Source organism: Paracoccus sp. S3-43 (assembly GCF_029027965.1).
Classification (GTDB): Bacteria; Pseudomonadota; Alphaproteobacteria; order Rhodobacterales; family Rhodobacteraceae; genus Paracoccus.
This window is the reverse complement of record NZ_CP119082.1, coordinates 1,450,112-1,469,478: the sequence shown is the minus strand read 5'-3', so window position 1 is coordinate 1,469,478 and position 19,367 is coordinate 1,450,112. Positions and strand designations below refer to the sequence as shown.

The following is a 19,367-nucleotide window of genomic DNA, read 5'->3' as shown; positions in this document are numbered from 1 at the left end:
CCAAGGGCGGCCCTGCGGCCGCCCTTTTGCTGTCCGCCTCTCAAGGGGCTGCCCGTGACGGAAACGCTTTCCTTTGCCGCCGAATCGCCGCTGGCCGATGACCTGGCTCTGCTGTTCCAGCGCCACACGGTGGAAATGCACGCCGATACGCCGCCCGCCTCCATCCACATGATGCCGCGCGAGACGCTGGTTTCGCCGCAGATCGACTTTTTCGTGCTGCGCCGCGCCGGTGCCCCGGTGGGCATGGCGGCGCTGAAGCGCCTCGATCCCACGCATGCAGAGATCAAGTCCATGCACATCCTGGCCGAGGCGCGCGGCGGGGGCCTGTCGCGGCTGATGCTGGCCCGGCTGATCGACCATGCGCGCCGGGCCGGGCTGACGCGGCTGTCGCTGGAAACCGGCGCGCAGCCCAGCTTTGCCGCCGCGCGGGGCCTCTATGCGCGCGGCGGCTTCGCCGAATGCCCGCCGTTCGGCGCCTATCGTGCCGATCCGAACAGCGTCTTCATGACCCGAACGCTGTGACTTGCGCATCGGCCTGCGATCCCGCAAAAGATCGGCCAGACGGTCCCGTAGCTCAACTGGATAGAGCAGCCGACTTCTAATCGGCAGGTTGAGGGTTCGATTCCTTCCGGGATCGCCAGTCTTTCCGCCCTAGTTGCGCGGTGAATCCCCGTGATGTTCGCGCATCGATTCGATGTCTCCCAGGCTGCCCGGATGGGGCTTGTGACGCGCCCGGTTCCAGATCCAGGTTGCGGCCCACAGCACGATCCCGATGGCCAGCAGCCAGCCCGCGATGCGGTATTGGTCCATCTGCGCCGCGCTGCGCGCCCATGGCCCGGCCAGGAAGGCGCAGGTCACGGCGCCGATCCAGGGCGTGATCGCGGGCGCCCGGAAATGGTCGTGCCCGGCAGGCTGTCGCCGCAGCACGATCAGCGAGATGTTGACCACCGTGAACACGCACAGCAGCAGCAGCGAGGTGGTGCCGCCCAGCAGGCTGACCGCCGGAAGTTCGGACCGGGTGACGACGAAATAGATCAGCCCGAAGGCCAAAGCGGTGGTGAACAGGATCGCCACCCAGGGCGTGCGCCGCCTGTGATGGACCAGGCCCAGCCCGTGCGGCAGCACCCCTTGGCGGGCCAGTCCGTAGAGCAGGCGGCTGGCCATCAGCATGTTGATCAGCGCGGAATTCGCCACCGCGAACATGCCGATGAAGGGGAAGATCGTGTCGAAGGGCAGGTTCGGCGCGCCCGCCCGGACCACCTGCGTCAGCGCCGATCCCTTGTCGGGGTTCGACAGGTCGCCCACCGGCACCAGGGCCACCGCGCAGATCGACACCAGGATATAGATCACCCCGGTAATGCCCAGGCCCGTCAGCATGATGCGTGGGAAGATGCGGACGGGATCCTTGACCTCTTCGGCCATGTTCACGGAATCCTCGAACCCGACCATGGCAAAGAAGGCCAGCGCGGTCGCGGCGGTCAGCGACAGGAAGGCGCCCTTTTCCTCGGAGGAATGAAAGACCATCACCTCGGAAAAGTCGGCTCGTCCCTGGGCCATCGCATAGAAGCCCACGAAGATGATCATCAGAAGGCCGGTCAGTTCCACGCAGGTCAGGATCACGTTCGCCTTGACGCTTTCGCCCACGCCGCGCAGGTTGATCGCCGCGACAAGCGCCATGAAGCCAAGCGCGATCAGCAGGATCCCCGCGCTGCTCTTGGCGAAGCCCAGCCGGAAGCCGTCATTCAGGAACCCCGCGAAGGCGTTCGACGCGGTCGAGGCCGAGGTGATCCCCGAACACATCACCGTAAAGGCCACCAGGAAGGTCAGGAAATGGACGCCGAAGGCCCGATGCGCATAGAGCGCCGCGCCCGCCGCCTGGGGATAGCGCGTCACCAGTTCCAGATAGGACATCGCGGTGATCGTGGCGACCAGGAAGGCCACCAGGAAGGGCGCCCAGGCCGCGCCGCCGACCTCGGCCGCGACGGTGCCGGTCAGGGCATAGACCCCGGTGCCCAGAATGTCGCCGACGATGAACAAGAGCAGCAGCTTCGGCCCCATGACGCGATGCAGTTCCGGCTGATGCGCGCCCGGCGCGGCCGCCCCCATATATGTGTCCGCCATGTCCCACCTCCTTGACATCACATGAATGTCAAGTCTGTGCCTCCGGTTGCATTGCGGCAAGCGGAATCGCTTGGGCTGGGCGCACCAGTTCCGATCCGCGCGCCCGCAGGCTGTCGGTCAGGAAGGCGATGACCGCCCGTTCGCGCCGCATCGCGCGCACATCGCGGTGGCAGGTCAGCCAATAGCTGCGGGTCAGCGTCACCTCGTCGGGCAGGACGATCCGCAGTTCGGGATATTTCGAGGCGATGTAATGGGGCAGGACCGCGATCCCAAGGTGATTGCGCGCCGCCGCCAGCTGGTTGAAGATGCTGCTGCTTTTGATCGAGGCGCGGATCCCCGGCAGGATCTCGTTCAGATAGTCCAGACCGGGGGCGAAGATCATCTCCTCGATATAGCCGATGATCCGGTGCGGGCGCAGGTCGTCGCGCGTGGCGATGGGCGGATTGGCGGCCAGATAAGCGGCGGTCGCATAGAGGTGCAGGGTGTAATTCGCCATCCGCTCGGACCGATAGGGACCGCTTGAGATCGGATCCAGCGTCACCGACATGTCGGCCTCTCGCCGCGACAGGGAGAGGATCTGCGGCATGGTGACCAGTTCCAGCGAGATCAGCGGGAATTGCGCGATGAAATCGGGCCACAGATGCTGGGAAAACAGGCTGGCGAAGCCTTCGGGCGCCGCCAGGCGCAGCGGCCCCGCCTGACGCGACGCGCTGCCCTGGTCGACGGGGATCTGGTCGGCGGCCTCCTCCATCCGCTCGGCCGTGTCGACCAGGCGCCGGCCTGCCGGGGTCAGTTCGTAGCCGCGCGGGTTGCGTTCGAACAGCCGGGTGTTCAGCGCCTGTTCCAGCCGGTCGATGCGGCGCGACACGGTGACATGCGAGGTGCCCAGCATCCGGGCCGCCCGCGACAACTGTCCTTCGCGGGCGACGGACAGGAAGAATTGAAGATCGTCCCAGGACAGCGCGGCCATTGTTCAGATATGTTCAGAACCTGAACGAAATTAGACCGTGTTGAACGCTTGTGTCAAAGTGACTTTGGGGTCATCCTTTGGCCGAACGACCGCTGGAGGAGAGGCTGTCGTCATCAGGAACAGGACATCATCCCGGCCTGCGGCATCGACCGCGGTGTCGCAGGGTTGTGCCTAAGGGAGGTTGAATGCGTAAACTTTTGTTGTCGGCCGCATCCGTCGGCCTGTTGGCCGCGCCCGCAGTGGCCGAAGTGTCGGACGGCAAGGTCAGGATCGGCATCCTGAACGACCAGTCGGGCGTCTATTCCGATTTCGGCGGCAAGAATTCCTATGAAGCCGCGCTGATGGCGGTCGAGGATTTCGGCGGCAAGGTGCTGGACGCGCCCATCGAGGTGGTGACCGCCGACCACCAGAACAAGCCCGACATCGCGTCGAACATCGCGCGGCAGTGGTATGACAACGAACAGGTCGATTCCATCATGGAGCTGACGACCTCCTCCGTCGGCCTTGCCGTGCAGGCGCTGAGCGTCGAGGAAAAGAAGATCACCATCAACACCGGCGCCGCGACGACCGAACTGACCGGCGCGCAATGTTCGCCATATGGCTTCCACTGGGCCTATGACACCCACGCGCTTGCGGTGGGCACCGGCGGCGCCCTGGTGAAAGAGGGCGGCGACAGCTGGTTTTTCCTGACCGCCGATTATGCCTTCGGCTATTCGCTCGAGGAAAACACCGGCAATTTCGTCAAGGAACATGGCGGCACCGTGGTCGGATCGGTCCGCCATCCGCTGGCCTCCACCGACTTCTCGTCCTTCCTGTTGCAGGCGCAATCCTCGGGCGCCAAGGTGATCGGCCTGGCCAATGCGGGCGCCGACACGCAGAACGCCATCAAGCAGGCGGCCGAGTTCGGCATCACCCAGGGCGGGCAGAAGCTGGCGGCGCTGCTGTTCACGCTGGCCGACGTTCACGGCCTGGGGATCGAGGCCGCGCAGGGCCTGAACCTGACCGAAAGCTTCTATTGGAAGCGCAACCCCGAATCCGAGGAGTTCGGCCGCCGCTTCTTCGAACGCACCGGGTCGATGCCGAACATGGTCCATGCGGGCACCTATTCGGCGGTCACGTCCTATCTGAAGGCGATCGTGGCCGCAGGCTCGGACGAAACCGAAGCCGTCGCCGCCAAGCTGCACGAACTGCCGGTCAACGACGTGTTCGCGCAGGACGGCAAGGTCGGCGCCAACGGTCGCCTGATCAAGGACGTCTACCTGATGGAGGTGAAGGCCCCCGCCGAGATCACCGAGGATTGGGATTACTACAACGTCCTGGCCACGATCCCCGGCGCCGAAGCCTTCATCGACCCGGCGCAAAGCGGCTGCCCGCTGGTCTCCCAGTAAGGCCTGCCGATGAGCATTGCGCCAGCCATGACGCAACCCGAACCGCGGGTGGTGCTTTCCGCCCGCGGTCTCGGCAAGGATTTCGCCGGGTTCACCGCTGTCAACAATGTCGATCTGGATGTGGAACATGCGCGCATCCACGCGCTGATCGGCCCCAATGGGGCGGGCAAGACCACGGTGTTCAACCTGCTGACCAAGTTTTTGCAACCGACGCGCGGCAAAATCACGCTGCTGGGCCAGGACATCACCCGGACCCGGCCCGACAGGGTGGCGCGGATGGGGCTGGTGCGGTCGTTCCAGATTTCCGCCGTGTTTCCGCATCTGACGGTGCGCGAGAACGTCAAGGTCGCCTTGCAGCGCCCGGCGGGGCTGGCGGTGCAGTTCTGGAAACCCTTGTCCTCGCTGGACCGGCTGAACGGGCGCGCCGATGAGCTGATCGACCACCTGGGCCTGACGCCTTACCGTGACCACCGCGCCGCCGACCTGTCCTATGGCCGCAAGCGCGTGCTGGAGATCGCCACGACACTGGCGCTCGACCCTGAGGTTCTGCTGCTGGACGAGCCGATGGCCGGGATGGGACAGGAAGACGTGCGGATGGTGGCCGAGATCATCCGCGACGTGGCCCGCACCCGCGCCGTGCTGATGGTCGAGCATAACCTGAACGTGGTCGCCGACATCTGCCACCACGTCACCGTCCTGCAACGCGGAGAGATCATCGCGACCGGCGACTATGCCACCGTGTCCGCCGATCCCCGCGTCCGCATCGCCTATATGGGAACCGAGGAATGACGGCCCCGCTTCTGGAAACCGCCGGGCTGCAAGCCTGGTATGGCGAAAGCCATGTGCTGCACGGCGTCGACCTGCATGTCGATGAAGGCGAGATGATCTGCATCCTGGGCCGCAACGGCATGGGCAAGACCACCACCCTGCGCGCGATCATGGGCATTCTGCGCAAACGCACCGGCCGCATCACCTTTGCCGGCCGGGACATGATGTCGGTGCCCCTGCACCAGACCGCCCGCGCGGGCCTGGGCTTCGTCCCCGAGGAACGCGGCATCTTCGCGACCCTCTCGGTCGAGGAAAACCTGATGCTGCCCCCGAAGGTCGCCGAGGGCGGCATGACGGTGGCCGAGATATACGACCTGTTCCCGAACCTCCAGGAACGCCGCAACAGCCCCGGCACCAAGCTGTCGGGGGGCGAGCAGCAGATGCTGGCGATGGCGCGGATCCTGCGCACCGGGGCGCGCTGCCTGTTGCTGGACGAGCCGACCGAGGGGCTGGCCCCGGTCATCATCAACGCCATCGGCGACGTGCTGCGCAAGCTGAAGCAACGCGGCATGACCGTGGTGCTGGTGGAACAGAACTTCCGCTTCGCGGCGCGGGTCGCCGACCGCTTCTATCTGATGGACCATGGCACCATGACCGCCGAATTCCCGGTATCCGACCTGCCGAACCGGATGGACCTGCTGCATCGGGAACTGGGGGTGTGACATGACGATGATCTTCGGCATTCCCGTCGCCGCGCTGATGGGCCAGCTGCTGGTGGGCCTGATCAACGGGTCGTTCTATGCCCTGCTGAGCCTCGGCCTGGCCGTCATCTTCGGCCTGCTGCGGGTAATCAACTTCGCCCATGGCGCGCAATACATGCTGGGCGCCTTCACCGCGCTGCTGCTGCTGACCGTGGGGGGCGTCAACTACTGGCTGGCGCTGATCCTGGCGCCGCTGATCGTCGGCCTGTTCGGCGCCATCGTCGAACGCACCATGCTGTCGCGGCTCTACAAGCTGGACCACCTGTATGGGCTGCTGTTCACCTTCGGCCTGGCGCTCGCCATCGAGGGCACGTTCCGGTATTTCTACGGCGCTTCGGGGATGCCCTATGCGCCGCCCGCGCAACTGACCGGGGCGGTCAACCTGGGCTTCATGTTCCTGCCGATCTATCGCGGCTGGGTGGTCGTCGCATCCTTGATGGTCTGCCTGGGGGTCTGGTTCCTGATCGAGAAGACCAAGCTCGGCGCCTATCTGCGCGCCGCGACCGAGAACCCGGTGCTGGTGCAAAGCTTCGGCGTGAACGTGCCGCTGCTGCTGACGCTGACCTATGCGCTTGGCGCGGGGCTTGCGGGTTTCGCGGGGGTGCTGGCGGCGCCGGTCTATCAGGTCAGCCCGCTGATGGGGTCGAACCTGATCATCATCGTCTTCGCGGTGGTCGTCGTCGGCGGCATGGGCTCGATCTTGGGCGCCATCGTCACCGGCTATCTGCTGGGCGTGGTCGAGGGGCTGACCAAGGTCTTCTACCCCGAGGCGTCGAACATCGTGATCTTCGTCATCATGGCGATCGTCCTGATCCTGCGGCCCGCGGGCCTTTTCGGAAAGGATGCCTGACATGGCCGGAAACCATATGGCTAACAAATCCGAATCCGTCGCCGCCGAACAGGTCGCGGTCCATCCCAGATCCGGGCAGATCCAGCTTGTGCTGCTGGCCGTGATCGGGGCCGGGCTGCTGCTGGCGCCGCAGTTCCTCTATCCGATCTTCCTGATGAAGCTCTTGGCCTTCGGGCTGTTCGCGGCGGCCTTCAACCTGCTGCTGGGCTATACCGGCCTGCTGTCCTTCGGCCATGCCGCCTTCTTCGGCGGCGCGGCCTATTTCACGGCGCACGCCGTCAAGGTCTGGGGCTGGCCGCCCGAGGCCGGGATCGCCCTGGGCGTGCTGGGCGCCGCCGGGTTGGGGCTGGTGATGGGCGCCATCGCCATCCGCCGCCAAGGCATCTATTTCGCGATGATCACGCTGGCCCTGTCGCAGATGTTCTTCTTCTTCTGCCTGCAGGCGGGCTTCACCCATGGCGAGGACGGCATCCAGTCCGTGCCGCGCGGCCGCCTGTTCGGCATGGTCAACCTGGCCGACACGATGACGATGTATTATTTCGTGCTGGCAGTCTTCGTCATCGGGCTGCTGGTCATCTGGCGCTTCGTCAACTCGCCCTTCGGCATGATCCTGAAATCCATCCGGGAAAACGAACAGCGGGCGATCTCGCTGGGCTATTCGGTCAGCCGCTACAAGCTGGGGGCCTTCGTGATGTCGGCGGCCCTAGCCGGGCTGGCCGGGGGCACCAAGGCGCTGATCTTCCAGTTCGCCACCCTGACCGACGTGACCTGGCAGATGTCGGGCGAGGTGATCCTGATGACCCTGCTGGGCGGCATCGGCACGCTTCTGGGTCCGGTCGTGGGCGCCGGACTGGTGGTGACGCTGCAAAACTACCTCGCCACCTCGGACTTTCCGGTGACGATCATCACGGGCGTCGTCTTCATGGTCTGCGTGCTGGTTTTCCGACGCGGGCTGATGGGCGAGTTCTTCGCCAGCAAACTGGGCCGAAAACTTGGGTTCAGGGCCGAAAACTGATGGAAAGCTATGACTACATCGTCATCGGCGCGGGCAGCGCCGGTTGCGTGCTGGCCAATCGCCTGTCCGCCGACCCCAAGGCGCGGGTGCTGCTGCTGGAGGCCGGGGGCCGCGACAATTACCACTGGATCCATATCCCGGTCGGGTATCTCTATTGCATCGGCAATCCCCGCACCGACTGGGGCTTCAAGACCCAGGCCGAGCCGGGGCTGAACGGGCGGCAATTGCTGTATCCGCGCGGGCGGGTGCTGGGCGGCTGTTCCTCGATCAACGGCATGATCTACATGCGCGGGCAGGCGGCGGACTACGACCACTGGCGCCAGCTTGGCTGCGCCGGCTGGGGCTGGGACGACATCCTGCCGCTGTTCCGCGCGCAGGAGGATTTCTATCGCGGCGCCGACGACGCCCACGGGACTGGCGGCGAATTGCGGGTGGAGACCGCCCGCGTCCGCTGGGCCGTGCTGGACGCCTTCATGGACGCGGCCGAGCAGGCGGGCATTCCCCGCACCGACGACTTCAACCGGGGCGACAACGAGGGCGGCGGCTATTTCGACGTGACCCAACGCGCCGGTTGGCGGTGGAGCGCGGCCAAGGCCTTCCTGCGCCCGGTCCTGTCGCGCCCGAACCTGCGGGTGCTGACCGGCGCCGAGGTCGAGCGGCTGGTGATCGAAGCGGGCGAGGTCAAGGGCGTCGTCTTCCACCATCAGGGCCAGCGCAAGGAAGTCCGGGCGGCGCGCGAGACCGTTCTGTCGGCGGGCGCCATCGGATCGGTGCAGGTGCTGGAACAGTCGGGCGTGGGCCGCGGCGAGGTGCTGCAAGCGGCAGGCATCGTCCCCCGGATCGAGGTGCCGGATCTGGGCGAGAACCTTCAGGACCATCTGCAATTGCGGCTGGTCTACAAGGTCAAGGGCGTGCCGACGCTGAACGAAAAGGCATCGCGCCTGCTGGGCCGCGCATCCATCGGGCTGGAATACCTGCTGAAGCGGTCCGGGCCGATGTCCATGGCCCCCAGCCAATTGGGCATCTTCGCCAAATCCGGCCCCGACAAGGCCACGGCGGATCTGGAGTTTCATGTCCAGCCGGTCAGCCTGGACAAGTTCGGCGATCCGGTCCACCCTTTTCCGGCGATGACCGCCAGCGTCTGCAACCTGCGCCCCGAAAGCCGGGGATCGGTGCATGTGACCGGCCCCGATTTCAGCGCCCATCCGGCGATCCGCCCGAATTACCTGTCCACGCCGGGCGACCGGGACGTGGCCGTCCGTGCGATCCGGCTGGCCCGCAGGATCGCGGCCCAACCCGCCTTCACCCGCTTCGATCCCAGCGAACATGTGCCGGGCATCGCCTTCCAGACCGACGACGACCTGGTCCGCGCGGCGGGCGCGGTGGGCACGACGATCTTCCACCCGGTCGGCACCTGCCGGATGGGCAGCGATGACGGCGCGGTGGTGGATCCGCGCCTGCGGATGCGGGCGGTGGGGCGGCTGCGGATCGCGGATGCCTCGATCATGCCGACGATCACCAGTGGCAATACCAACGCGCCGGTGATGATGATCGCCGAAAAGGCCGCCCGGATGATGCTGGAGGATGCGCGGGCTTGATCGCCCCCTGCGCCGCCGCCTAAGCTGCCCGCGAACAGCGGAAACGACCTGCATGGCCTTGCCCTTCACCTGCGAAAAGCGCCCCGCCAGCGGCGCCCTGGGCGTCGTCGTGACGAACGCGCCGATGGGATCGGTCGCGGGGTCCGAGATGCTGGCCATCGGCGGCAATGCCGTGGACGCCGCCGTCGCCGCGCTGCTGACGCTGACGGTGGTCGAGCCGATGATGGTCGGCATCGCGGGCGGCGGCATCGCGCATCTGCGGCTGGCGGACGGTCGGCATGGGGTGATCGACGCGCTGTCGGTCGCGGGGCAGGGGGCGCGGCCGGACATGTTCACGCCGGTCTCGGATCTGCCCGACGCCTATATGGAGGTCGAGGGGCGGCTGAACCGCATCGGCCCCTCGGCCGTGGCGGTGCCCGGCAATCTGCGCGGCTGGTTCGGGATGCAGCGGCGATACGGGCGGCTGCCCTGGGCCGATGTGGTCGAGCCCGCGATCCGCGCCGCCGCGCGCGGCTTTGCGGTCAGCCCCTATCTGCACGGCGCGATCCGCGAACACGAAGATGACCTGCGCGCCGATCCCGAGATCGCGCGCCTGCTGCTGCCGGACGGCGCGCCGCTGGCGCCGGGCGCGCGGCTGGTGATGGGCGATTACGCCGAAAGCCTGCGGCTGGTCCAGGTCCAGGGCGACGCGGCGCTGCATGGCGGCGACCTGGGCCGCGCCCTGGCGGACCGGCTGGCCCAGGGCGCGGCGCCGGGCCATGTCACCCTGACCGATCTGGACGGCGCGCGCGCCATCGAGCGCGAGGCGATCTTCGGCACCTATCGCGGCCATGCCATCGCTGGCCCGCCGCCGCCCGCCTCCTCGGGGGTTCACATTGTCCAGATGCTGAACATGCTGGAACCCTTCGACCTGCGCGGCATGGGCTTCGGCCATCCCGACACGATGGACCTGATGGCGCGGGCCATCGCGCTGGCTTTCGAGGATCGGCGCGCGGCCTCGGGCGATCCCGATTTCGTCGATGTGCCGGTGGGGCGGTTCACCGCCAAGGATTACGCCCGGCGGCGGATGGTCCCTGAAAGCCGCGACACGACCCATGTCACCGTGGCCGACCGCGACGGCACCATCGTCAGCGCCACGCATACGATCAACGGGCTGTGGGGCGCCTGCTTCATGGTGCCAGGGACGGGGATCATCCCCAACAACTATATGCTGAACTACGACCCCCGGCCCGGCCGGGCGTTGTCGGTGGCGCCGGGCAAGCGGGTGCCCACATCCATGGCGCCGATGATGGTGCTGCGGGACGGGCAGCCGCTCTATGCCCTTGGCCTGCCGGGGGCGGTGCGGATTTTCCCCTCCGCCATGCAGGCCATCGTCAACCTGATCGACCATGGCATGACCCTGCAACAGGCGGTCGAGGCGCCGCGCCTGTGGACCGAGGGGCATCACCTGGAACTGGAACCCGCCTATGCCGCGCAGGCCGAGGCGATGCGCGCGCGCGGCCATGACGTGCGGCTGGTCAAGACCATCGGCGGCGGCATGAACGCCATCGGCTTTGCGCCGGACGGGATGATGACCGGCGCGGCCTGCTGGCGCGCGGACGGCACCGTGATCGCGCAGGGCGGCGGATTGGCGCGGCCCGGCATCCGCTTCGTGATCTGAAAGGCCCGCATGACGACCGTCGTTCTTCTGGACCCCGCGACCCCCGACCGGCTGGACCGGATCCGGCCCTTCCTGCCCGAGGGCTGGGGGCTGACCACGGCACCCTCTCGCGCGCCCGACGATCAGCTTGCGGCGCTGCAAGGCGCCAACTTCGCCATTACCGGCGACATGCCGGTGACGGCGGCGATGATGGCCGTGCCGGGTCTGCGGGCGGTCCATAAATGGGGCGTGGGCTATGATTCCATCGACCTGGACGCGGCGCGCAGGCATGGGGTGCGGGTGTTTCGCACCACCGGGTCGAACGCCGTCGCGGTGGCGGAAACCACGCTGGGCCTGATCCTGGCCGTCAACCGCAACATCGCGCGCGGGCATCTGGGCATCGTGCAGGGCGGCTGGCCCAAGGGGCAGGTGGCCCCAAGCTCGGCCACGCTGTCGGGGCGCACGGTCGGGATCGTCGGCATGGGCTCTATCGGCAAGGCTCTGGCGCGGCTGCTGCAAGGCTTCGGCTGCCCGATCCTCTACACCAAGCGCACCCCCTTGCCCGCCGATGAGGAGGCCGCGCTTGGCCTGCGCTTCGCGCCGCTGGACGAGCTGCTGGCGGCCTCGGACGTGGTGACGCTGAACTGCGATCTGAACGACAGCACCCGCAACCTGATCGACCGCGACCGCCTGGCGCTGATGAAGCCCGACGCGATCCTGGTCAATGCCGCGCGCGGCGGCGTTCTGGTCGAGGCCGACCTGGCCCAGGCCATCCGCGAAGGCCGCCTGCGCGGCGCGGGCATCGACGTGTTCTCGGTCGAGCCGATCCTGCCCGACAACCCGCTGCTGGGCCTGGACCGCGTGGTTCTGACCCCGCATCTGGCAGCGCTGGATGCGGGCGGCTTTGCGCCCTCGGTCCGGCGGATGATGGGGAACCTGCTGGCCGTGCACGAGGGCAGGCCGCCCCCGCAGATCGACGTGCTGGTCTGAGCCACGCAAAGAAGCGCCGCATCGCCGCGGCGCCTTTCGGGATCCGAGGACGGCGGATCAGTCCGCGCTGCTTTCGCCCAATTGCAGGCCGGCAGGATGGACTGCGAGGCCGGTGACGGGGGCGGCATAGCCGTCGTCGATGGACCCGCCGATGGCGGCGTTGAACTGGTCGCGGTCGAAGGCGCCGTGCCAGCGGCTGACGACCACGGTGGCGACCGCGTTGCCGATGAAGTTGGTGATCGAGCGGCATTCGGACATGAAGCGGTCCACCCCCAGGATCAGCGCCATCCCGGCGACGGGAACGGTCGGCACCACCGACAGCGTGGCGGCCAGGGTGATGAAGCCCGCCCCGGTGACGCCCGCCGCGCCCTTGGACGACAGCATCGCGACGGCCAGCAGCAGGATTTGCTGCGACAGCGTCAGGTCGGTATTCGTCGCCTGGGCGATGAACAGCGCGGCCAGCGTCATGTAGATATTGGTGCCGTCCAGGTTGAAGCTGTAGCCGGTCGGCACGACCAGGCCCACCACCGAGCGCGCGCAGCCCGCCTTTTCCATCTTCTCCATCAGCGAGGGCAGGGCCGATTCCGACGACGAGGTGCCCAGCACCAGCAGGATTTCCGCCTTGAGATAGGAGACCAGCCGGAAGATCGAGAAGCCGTTCATCATGCAGACCGTGCCCAGGACCAGGATCACGAACAGGGCCGAGGTCAGATAGAACGTGCCCACCAGCATCGCCAGGTTCATGATCGACGCGATGCCGTATTTGCCGATGGTGAAGGCGAAGGCCCCGAAGGCGCCGATGGGCGCGGCCTTCATCAGGATATCCACGACGCGGAAGATCGCGAAGCTGGCCGATTCCAGGATGTTCAGCACGGGCTTGCCCTTGTCGCCGACCAGGATCAGGCCGATGCCGAACAGGATCGCCACGAACAGCACTTGCAGGATGTTGCCCTCGACGAAGGCCGAGATCAGCGTCGTCGGGATGATGTCCATGACGAAGCCGGTCAGCGAGGTCTCGTGCGCCTTTTCGGCATAGCCGCTGACGGTCGAGGCATCCAGCGAGGCCGGGTCGATGTTCATGCCCGATCCGGGCTGGATCACGTTCGCGACGATCAGCCCGACGATCAGCGCCAGGGTCGAGAAGGTCAGGAAATAGGCGAACGCCTTGCCCACCACCGACCCCACGCCGCGCAGCGATCCCATGCCCGCCAGCCCGGTCACGATGGTCAGGAAGATCACCGGCGCGATGATCATCTTGACCAGCTTGATGAAGCCGTCGCCCAGGGGTTTTAGCGCCTCTCCGGTCTGGGGATGGAAATGGCCCAGCAGGGCGCCCGCCACGATGGCGATGACGACCTGGAAATACAGGTGGCGATAGAACGGCCGATTTTCATGGGCCACGGGTTGGGCGGATGTGTCCGGCTGCATGGAAAGGCCTCCTCCTGCCTTGGTATGTCAATGCGATGACAGCCATCCTACGCCGGTGGCAGGGCCGCCCAAAAAACTTGCGGCATAGCGGCAATGCGCTGAAAACATGGCTGTTTTCCGCAGGTGGGGTGGAAAATCCGTGTGGTTTTCCGCACAGGTGGAACCTGCTAGTGTGGAAAAGGAAACAGCTTGACCCAAGGCCGGGAGGCGCGCGGATTTGCAGGATGCCTTGCTCATGACCGGCGATTCGCCGCCCTTGTCGCGCGCCGCGGGATGGCTGGCGCTGCTGGCCCTGGCGCTGCTGGTGCTGGTTCCCGCGGCGGTCTTCTGGGGGGTCCGGGCGGGCGCGCTCGACACCCTGCGCGACGAAGGCATGGCGGCCGCGCAGTCGCGGGCGCTGACGCTGGAAAGCATCCTGGACCGGCAGCGCGCCGTGGTGGCGATCCTGGCGGATGACGCGATGATCCGGGACACGCTTCGACAGGGGTCCGACGCGGGCCATGCCGCATCGGCCAAGCTGGAACGGTTGCGGGCCGAGACGCAAAGCACGGTGCTGTATCTGCTGGACAAGGGCGGGCGCACCGTCGCCGCGTCGAACTGGAACCAGCCGGTCAGCTTTCTGGGCCACGACTACAGCTTCCGCGACTACTTCCGACGCGCCGATCCGACCGCGATGGAATTCGCGCTCGGCACCGTCAGCGGGCAGCCGGGGCTGTATCTGTCCCACGACATCCGCGACGGCGCGGCGCTGCTGGGGGTGGTGGTTGTCAAGGTGCAATTCGACGCGCTGGAGGCCGCATGGGCGCGCAGCCCCAACGCCACCCACGTGACCGAGGCCGATGGCCGCATCATCATCACCACCGATCCGGGGCGGCGTTTCACCGCCGGGCCGACGGCCGAGGATGACAGCCTGCCCATCGCCCTGCCGGTGCGCGGGACCGGATGGATGCTGTCCATGAACCTGCCCATGCACGAGGCGCGGCAGACCGCCCTCTATGCCGCCGGTGCGGCCGGGCTGGGGGTGCTGCTGCTGGCGGCGCTTGTCGAACAGGTCCGCCGGTCGCGGCTGCGCGCCGCGCGCAAGGCGGATGCCGACCGCGCCTATCGCGCCGAACTGGAGCGCGCGGTCGCCGAACGCACCCGCGACCTGTCTCAGGAAATTCGCGAACGGCAACTGGCCCAGCAGCGGCTGTCGCAGATGCAGGCCGATCTGGTGCAGGCGAACAAGCTGGCGACCATGGGCCAGATCACCGCCGGCGTCGCGCACGAGATCAACCAGCCGCTGGCGACGATCCGGCTGCTGGCCGAAAACGGCCAGGCGATGCAGCCGGACGGTCCGGCGGGCGACAACCTTGCCCGCATCACCCGCATGGCCGACCGGATCGGCCAGATCACCGACCAGCTTCGCGGCTTTGCCCGCAAGGCCACCGGGCAGGTGGGCGCCGTGCCTGTGCGCGCGGTGATCGAGGCATCGCTGCTGCTGACCGCAAGCCGCCGCAAGGCCAGCGACATGCCGGTGCATCTGCCCGACATCCCCGAGGGGCTGGCGATCCTGGGCGAGCGGGTCCGGGTCGAGCAGATCCTGGTCAACCTGCTGACCAACGCCTTCGAGGCGCAGGAGGACCGGCCCGACCCCTGGGTCCGCCTTGCCGTCCGGGTCGACGGCGACCTGGTGACGCTGACCGTCGCGGATAACGGTCCGGGCCTGTCGCCGCGGGACAGGGACCAGCTTTTCGCGCCCTTCGCGACCAGCAAGGCGCAGGGGCTGGGGCTGGGGCTGGTCATCTCTCGCGACATTGCGCGCGATCTGGGCGGCGACCTGACCGCCGACGATCCGGTGGCCGGGCAGGGCGCCACCTTCCGCCTGACGCTGAGGAGAGCCGCATGACGGGACTGGTCCGGCTGGTCGAGGATGACGAGGATCTGCGCGCGGCCCAGGTCCAGACCTTGCGGATGGCGGGCTTGCAGGTTCAGGATTTCGGCCTTGCCGCCGATGGGCTGCGCGGGGTGACGCGCGATTTTCCCGGCGTGGTGCTGTCGGACGTGCGGATGCCCGGCATGGACGGGCTGCAACTGTTCCAGCACCTGCACGCCATCGACCGGGATCTGCCGGTGATCCTGCTGACCGGGCATGGCGACGTGCCGATGGCGGTGGCGGCGCTGAAGGCCGGGGCCTATGACTTCCTGACCAAGCCGGTGGCGCGCGACGTGCTGCTGGCGGCGCTGAACCGGGCGCTGTCGGCCCGCGCGCTTGTGCTGGAAAACCGGGACTTGCGGCAGGCCAGCCACGACGCCGCCGACAGCTTTCCCGAACTGGCGGGCGGCAGCGAGGTGATGGAGCATCTGCGCGCCGCGCTTGACCGGGTGGCCCAGGCTGGCGGCGATGCCCTGCTGACCGGCCCGGACGGCGCGGGCAGGCTGATCGCGGCCCGCGCCATCCACCGCCAAGGCCCGCGCCGCGCCCGCGCCTTCGTGCATCTGGCCTGCGACGCCCTGGACGATGCCCGCTTCGAGGCCGATCTTCTGGGCGGCGACGCCCTGGGCCCGCGCGGCGCCCGGCAGGCCGGGCAGCTGGAGCGGGCGCAGCGGGGCGTGCTGTTCCTGGACCGCGTCGACGCGCTGTCTCCCGCCATGCAGGCGCGGCTGTCGGCCATCGTCGAGGCGGGCGAGTTCTGGCCCGCCGGCGCCGCCGCGCCGCGTCCGATGGATGTGCAGCTTCTGGCCTCGACCCAGGCCGATCTGTCGCGGCGGGTGGCCGAGGGGCGATTCGATGCTCGGCTGTTCTATCGCCTGTCCGGGACCGTCCTGCCGGTGCCGTCCCTGGCGGAACGGCGAGAGGATGTTCCGGCGCTGTATCGCCATTTCCTGCTGGCGGCCTGCGCGCGGCTGGACCGGACCGCCCCCGCGATGACGGGCGCGGTCAAGGCGCGGCTGTCGGGGCATGGCTGGCCGGGCAACCTGCCGGAACTGCGCGGCTTCGCGGAAAGCCAGGCCATCGGCGTGACACCCTTCGACGCGCCCGAGGGCGGCGATGCGCCGGGCCTTTCGGATCTGGTCGCCGCCTACGAGGCCGAACTGATCCGCGATGCGCTGCGGCTGGCGGGCGGCAACGCGACCGCCGCGATGACGCGGCTGCGACTGCCGCGCAAGACCTTTTACGACAAGCTGGCGCGGCACGGGATCAGGCCCACCGATTTCCGGCGCTGATCAGCGGGTCCGCCCCTCCAGCACGGTTTTCAGCACCAGGACCACAAGCGCGATCAGTGTCAGCGTGGACGCCGCGGTAAAGGCGCCGACGATGTTGAGGTCGTTGAACAACAGCTCGATCTGCAAGGGCAGGGTCATGGTCTGGCCCCGGATCGCGCCCGACACCACCGACACCGCGCCGAATTCCCCCACAGCCCGCGCCGTCGCCAGCACCGCGCCGTAAAGCAGCGCCCAGCGGATATTCGGCAGCGTCACCCGTCGGAAAATCTGCCAGCCCGACGCGCCCAGCGTCAGCGCCGCCTGTTCCTGTTCGGACCCCTGCGCCTGCATCAGGGGCAGCACCTCTCGGGCGACGAAGGGGCCGGTGACGAACAGTGTCACCATGACGATGCCGGGCAGGGCGAACAGGATCTTCACCTCGCCCGCCGCCAGCAGCGGTCCCAGCAGCCCCTGCCGTCCGTAGAGCAGCAGATAGCAGACCCCGGCGATGATCGGCGAGATGGAAAACGGCAGTTCGATGATCGTCAGCAGCGCCTTGCGGCCCGGAAAGGTGAACCGCGCGATCAGCCAGGCCGAGGCGATGCCGATGGCAAGGTTGATGGGCAGCGTGATCGCCGCCACGACCGAGGTCAGCCAGATCGCGTGCAGCGTGTCGGGCGCCAGGATGTTCTGGGCGAAGACCGCAAGGCCGCCGGAAAACGCCCGCCAGAAGATGTAGACCAGCGGCACCACGACGATGAACAGCGTCAGCGCGACCGCCAGCCCGATCAGCAGGCGCGCGCCGCCTTGGTCGGGGCGCGGGGCAAGGGCGGCGGTCATGCGGGCACCCTGCGCCGGGTCAGCCGCGCTTGCAGCCAGTTCGACATGACCAGCAGCAGCATGGCGATGGCGACCAGGGTCAGCGCGATGGCGGCGGCGCCGTTATAGTCGTACTCCTCAAGCCGGATGACGGCCAGAAGCGAGGCGATTTCCGTCTTCATCGGCAGGTTCCCGGCGATGAAGATCACCGCGCCGAATTCGCCAAGCGAGCGGGCGAAGGCGATGGTGGTGCCGACCAGGAAGGCGGGCAGGATCGCCGGAAAGATCACCCGCGCGAAAATCTGCAAGGGCGTGGCGCCCAGGGTCCGGGCGGCCTCTTCCTGGCTGTGGTCCAGATCCTCGAGGATCGGCTGCACGGTGCGGACCACGAAGGGGATCGAGGTGAAGGACATCGCCACCGCCACCCCCCAGATCGTATAGACGACCGGGATCCCGGCGGGCGCCAGCACCTGCCCGTACCAGCCGTTTTCGGAAAACAGCGCGGTCAGCGCCAGGCCCGCGACGGCGGTCGGCAGGGCGAAGGGAATATCCATCATCGCGTCCAGCAGCCGCCGCCCCGGAAAACGGTAACGGACCAGCACCCAGGCCATCAGCAGGCCGTAAAGCGCGTTGAACACCGTCGCCAGGGCGGCGGCGGTCAGGGTCAGCCGCAGCGCGGCCAGGGTGCGGGGGGCGGTCACGATGGCCCAGAAGCGGGCGGGGCCGATCTCGGCCCCTTTCAGGAACAGGGCGATCACGGGCAGCAGCACGATGATGCCGACATAGGTCAGCGTCAGCCCCATCGTCAGGCCGAAGCCCGGCAACACGCGCCGCTGCCGCCCGCTGGCGGGGATGACCGCCGCCATGCTCATTGATTGACGAACACCGTGTCGAGGATGCCGCCTTCCGCGAAATGCTCGGCCTGCACCTTGTCCCAGCCGCCGAACACGTCTTCGACCGTGACCAGCTTCACCTCGGGGAAGTTGGCGGCGAATTCGACTGTGATCGCCTCGTCATGGACGCGGTTGAAGTTCTTGGCCAGGATGCGCTGCGCATCGGGCGAATAGAGGAAATCGAGATAGGCCCTGGAAACCTCGGTGGTGCCTTTGCTTTCCGTGTTCGCGGTCACGACGGCAACGGGGAATTCCGCCAGCAGCGACAGCGGCGGGGTGACGCGCGCCAGCTTGGCATCGGCATATTGCTGGGCGATGCCGCCGGTCTCGGCCTCGAAGGTGATCAGCACGTCGCCGATGCCGCGTTCGGCGAAGGTCGCCGTGGCCGCGCGCCCACCCTGGTCGAAGACCGGGACATTGGCGAACAGCGTCTTCACGAAATCCTGCGCCGCCGCCTGATCGCCGCCGTTCTTGTCCAGCGCATAGGCATAGGCCGCCAGATAGGTATAGCGCCCGTTGCCGCTGGTCTTGGGGTTCGGGAAGATCACCTGCACGCCGTCCTGCGTCAGGTCGTCCCAGTCGTCGATATTCTTGGGATTGCCCTCGCGCACCAGGAAGGCGGGCAGCGAATAATAGGGCGAGGCCTCGTTCGGGAAGGCCTCGCGCCAGTTTTCGTCGACCAAGCCGTCCTTGGCCAGCACGTCGATATCGGTCACCTGGTTGAAGGTCACGACATCGGCGGGCAGCCCTTCCAGGATCGCGCGGGCCTGTTTCGACGAACCGCCATGCGACTGGTCGATGGTCACGGTGCGGCCGGTATCGGCTTTCCACTTTTCGGCAAAGACCGGGTTCAGTTCCGCGAACAGCTCTCGGGCGATGTCATAGGAGACGTTCAGGATCGCATCCTGGGCCGCCACGGGCGAGGCAAGGCCCAGCATGAC

17 protein-coding genes and 1 tRNA gene are annotated in these 19,367 nt (G+C 67.5%); 12 read left to right on the top strand and 6 right to left on the bottom strand.

Annotated elements, in window-relative coordinates; genetic code table 11:
* The first annotated feature begins 54 nt into the window (after positions 1 to 54).
* Complete coding sequence (locus PXD02_RS07580) at positions 55 to 522, top strand: GNAT family N-acetyltransferase (protein WP_275106209.1); 468 nt, start codon at positions 55 to 57, stop codon at positions 520 to 522.
* 41 nt (positions 523 to 563) lie between these two features.
* Positions 564 to 640 (top strand) — tRNA-Arg (locus PXD02_RS07575).
* An 11-nt stretch (positions 641 to 651) separates the two neighbouring features.
* On the opposite strand, the gene PXD02_RS07570 is transcribed toward PXD02_RS07575, so the two are convergent.
* Together PXD02_RS07570 and PXD02_RS07565 are read right to left on the bottom strand one after the other, a co-directional pair.
* A complete protein-coding gene (locus PXD02_RS07570) occupies positions 652 to 2,121 on the bottom strand; it encodes an APC family permease (protein ID WP_275106208.1) in 1,470 nt (489 codons plus the stop codon).
* Between the two features lie 28 nt (positions 2,122 to 2,149).
* Positions 2,150 to 3,091, bottom strand: coding sequence for a LysR family transcriptional regulator (locus tag PXD02_RS07565; RefSeq protein ID WP_275106207.1), 942 nt, complete (start codon positions 3,089 to 3,091; stop codon positions 2,150 to 2,152).
* 185 nt (positions 3,092 to 3,276) lie between these two features.
* On the opposite strand from PXD02_RS07565, the gene PXD02_RS07560 reads away from it, so the two are divergent.
* The 8 genes from PXD02_RS07560 to PXD02_RS07525 are packed head-to-tail and all read left to right on the top strand — an operon-like array spanning position 3,277 to position 12,100.
* Positions 3,277 to 4,479, top strand: a complete 1,203-nt coding sequence (locus tag PXD02_RS07560) for an ABC transporter substrate-binding protein (protein ID WP_275106206.1) — start codon at positions 3,277 to 3,279, stop codon at positions 4,477 to 4,479.
* A gap of 15 nt (positions 4,480 to 4,494) precedes the next feature.
* Positions 4,495 to 5,268 carry an ABC transporter ATP-binding protein gene (locus PXD02_RS07555; RefSeq protein WP_275106386.1) on the top strand — a complete coding sequence of 258 codons (774 nt, stop codon included), beginning with the start codon at positions 4,495 to 4,497 and terminating at the stop codon, positions 5,266 to 5,268.
* Positions 5,265 to 5,969 (top strand): ABC transporter ATP-binding protein, encoded by a 705-nt coding sequence (locus PXD02_RS07550; protein ID WP_275106205.1) that lies wholly within the window; start codon positions 5,265 to 5,267, stop codon positions 5,967 to 5,969. Before PXD02_RS07555 ends, PXD02_RS07550 begins: the two co-directional genes overlap by 4 nt.
* A gap of 1 nt (position 5,970) precedes the next feature.
* Positions 5,971 to 6,858 (top strand): branched-chain amino acid ABC transporter permease, encoded by an 888-nt coding sequence (locus tag PXD02_RS07545; RefSeq protein ID WP_275106204.1) that lies wholly within the window; start codon positions 5,971 to 5,973, stop codon positions 6,856 to 6,858.
* A 16-nt stretch (positions 6,859 to 6,874) separates the two neighbouring features.
* Positions 6,875 to 7,873: a branched-chain amino acid ABC transporter permease gene (locus PXD02_RS07540; RefSeq protein WP_275106203.1), complete on the top strand. Its 999-nt coding sequence runs from the start codon at positions 6,875 to 6,877 to the stop codon at positions 7,871 to 7,873.
* Entirely contained in the window at positions 7,873 to 9,471 is a 1,599-nt protein-coding gene (locus tag PXD02_RS07535) for a GMC family oxidoreductase (RefSeq protein ID WP_275106202.1), read from the top strand. Before PXD02_RS07540 ends, PXD02_RS07535 begins: the two co-directional genes overlap by 1 nt.
* 52 nt (positions 9,472 to 9,523) lie before the next feature.
* Positions 9,524 to 11,131 (top strand): gamma-glutamyltransferase family protein, encoded by a 1,608-nt coding sequence (locus PXD02_RS07530; RefSeq protein ID WP_275106201.1) that lies wholly within the window; start codon positions 9,524 to 9,526, stop codon positions 11,129 to 11,131.
* Between the two features lie 9 nt (positions 11,132 to 11,140).
* The gene (locus tag PXD02_RS07525) at positions 11,141 to 12,100 is read left to right on the top strand and encodes a 2-hydroxyacid dehydrogenase (protein ID WP_275106200.1); all 960 of its coding nucleotides are present in this window, start codon (positions 11,141 to 11,143) and stop codon (positions 12,098 to 12,100) included.
* Between the two features lie 57 nt (positions 12,101 to 12,157).
* Here PXD02_RS07525 and PXD02_RS07520 read toward each other — a convergent pair whose 3' ends face one another.
* Positions 12,158 to 13,528 (bottom strand): dicarboxylate/amino acid:cation symporter, encoded by a 1,371-nt coding sequence (locus PXD02_RS07520; RefSeq protein ID WP_275106199.1) that lies wholly within the window; start codon positions 13,526 to 13,528, stop codon positions 12,158 to 12,160.
* A 235-nt stretch (positions 13,529 to 13,763) separates the two neighbouring features.
* On the opposite strand from PXD02_RS07520, the gene PXD02_RS07515 reads away from it, so the two are divergent.
* Positions 13,764 to 15,416, top strand: a complete 1,653-nt coding sequence (locus PXD02_RS07515; protein WP_275106198.1) for a sensor histidine kinase — start codon at positions 13,764 to 13,766, stop codon at positions 15,414 to 15,416.
* Positions 15,413 to 16,735 (top strand): sigma-54-dependent transcriptional regulator, encoded by a 1,323-nt coding sequence (locus PXD02_RS07510; RefSeq protein ID WP_275106197.1) that lies wholly within the window; start codon positions 15,413 to 15,415, stop codon positions 16,733 to 16,735. The genes PXD02_RS07515 and PXD02_RS07510 overlap by 4 nt, the downstream gene beginning before the upstream one ends.
* Here the strand turns inward: PXD02_RS07510 and cysW are convergent, their stop codons facing one another.
* Genes cysW through PXD02_RS07495 form a run of 3 tightly spaced genes read right to left on the bottom strand, consistent with a single transcriptional unit; the run spans position 16,736 to position 19,364 of the window.
* Positions 16,736 to 17,554 carry a sulfate ABC transporter permease subunit CysW gene (cysW, locus tag PXD02_RS07505; RefSeq protein WP_275106196.1) on the bottom strand — a complete coding sequence of 273 codons (819 nt, stop codon included), beginning with the start codon at positions 17,552 to 17,554 and terminating at the stop codon, positions 16,736 to 16,738.
* Entirely contained in the window at positions 17,551 to 18,405 is an 855-nt protein-coding gene (gene cysT, locus PXD02_RS07500; protein WP_275106195.1) for a sulfate ABC transporter permease subunit CysT, read from the bottom strand. Before cysT ends, cysW begins: the two co-directional genes overlap by 4 nt.
* Complete coding sequence (locus tag PXD02_RS07495; protein ID WP_473092075.1) at positions 18,402 to 19,364, bottom strand: sulfate ABC transporter substrate-binding protein; 963 nt, start codon at positions 19,362 to 19,364, stop codon at positions 18,402 to 18,404. The genes cysT and PXD02_RS07495 overlap by 4 nt, the downstream gene beginning before the upstream one ends.
* Between the last annotated feature and the right edge of the window lie 3 nt (positions 19,365 to 19,367).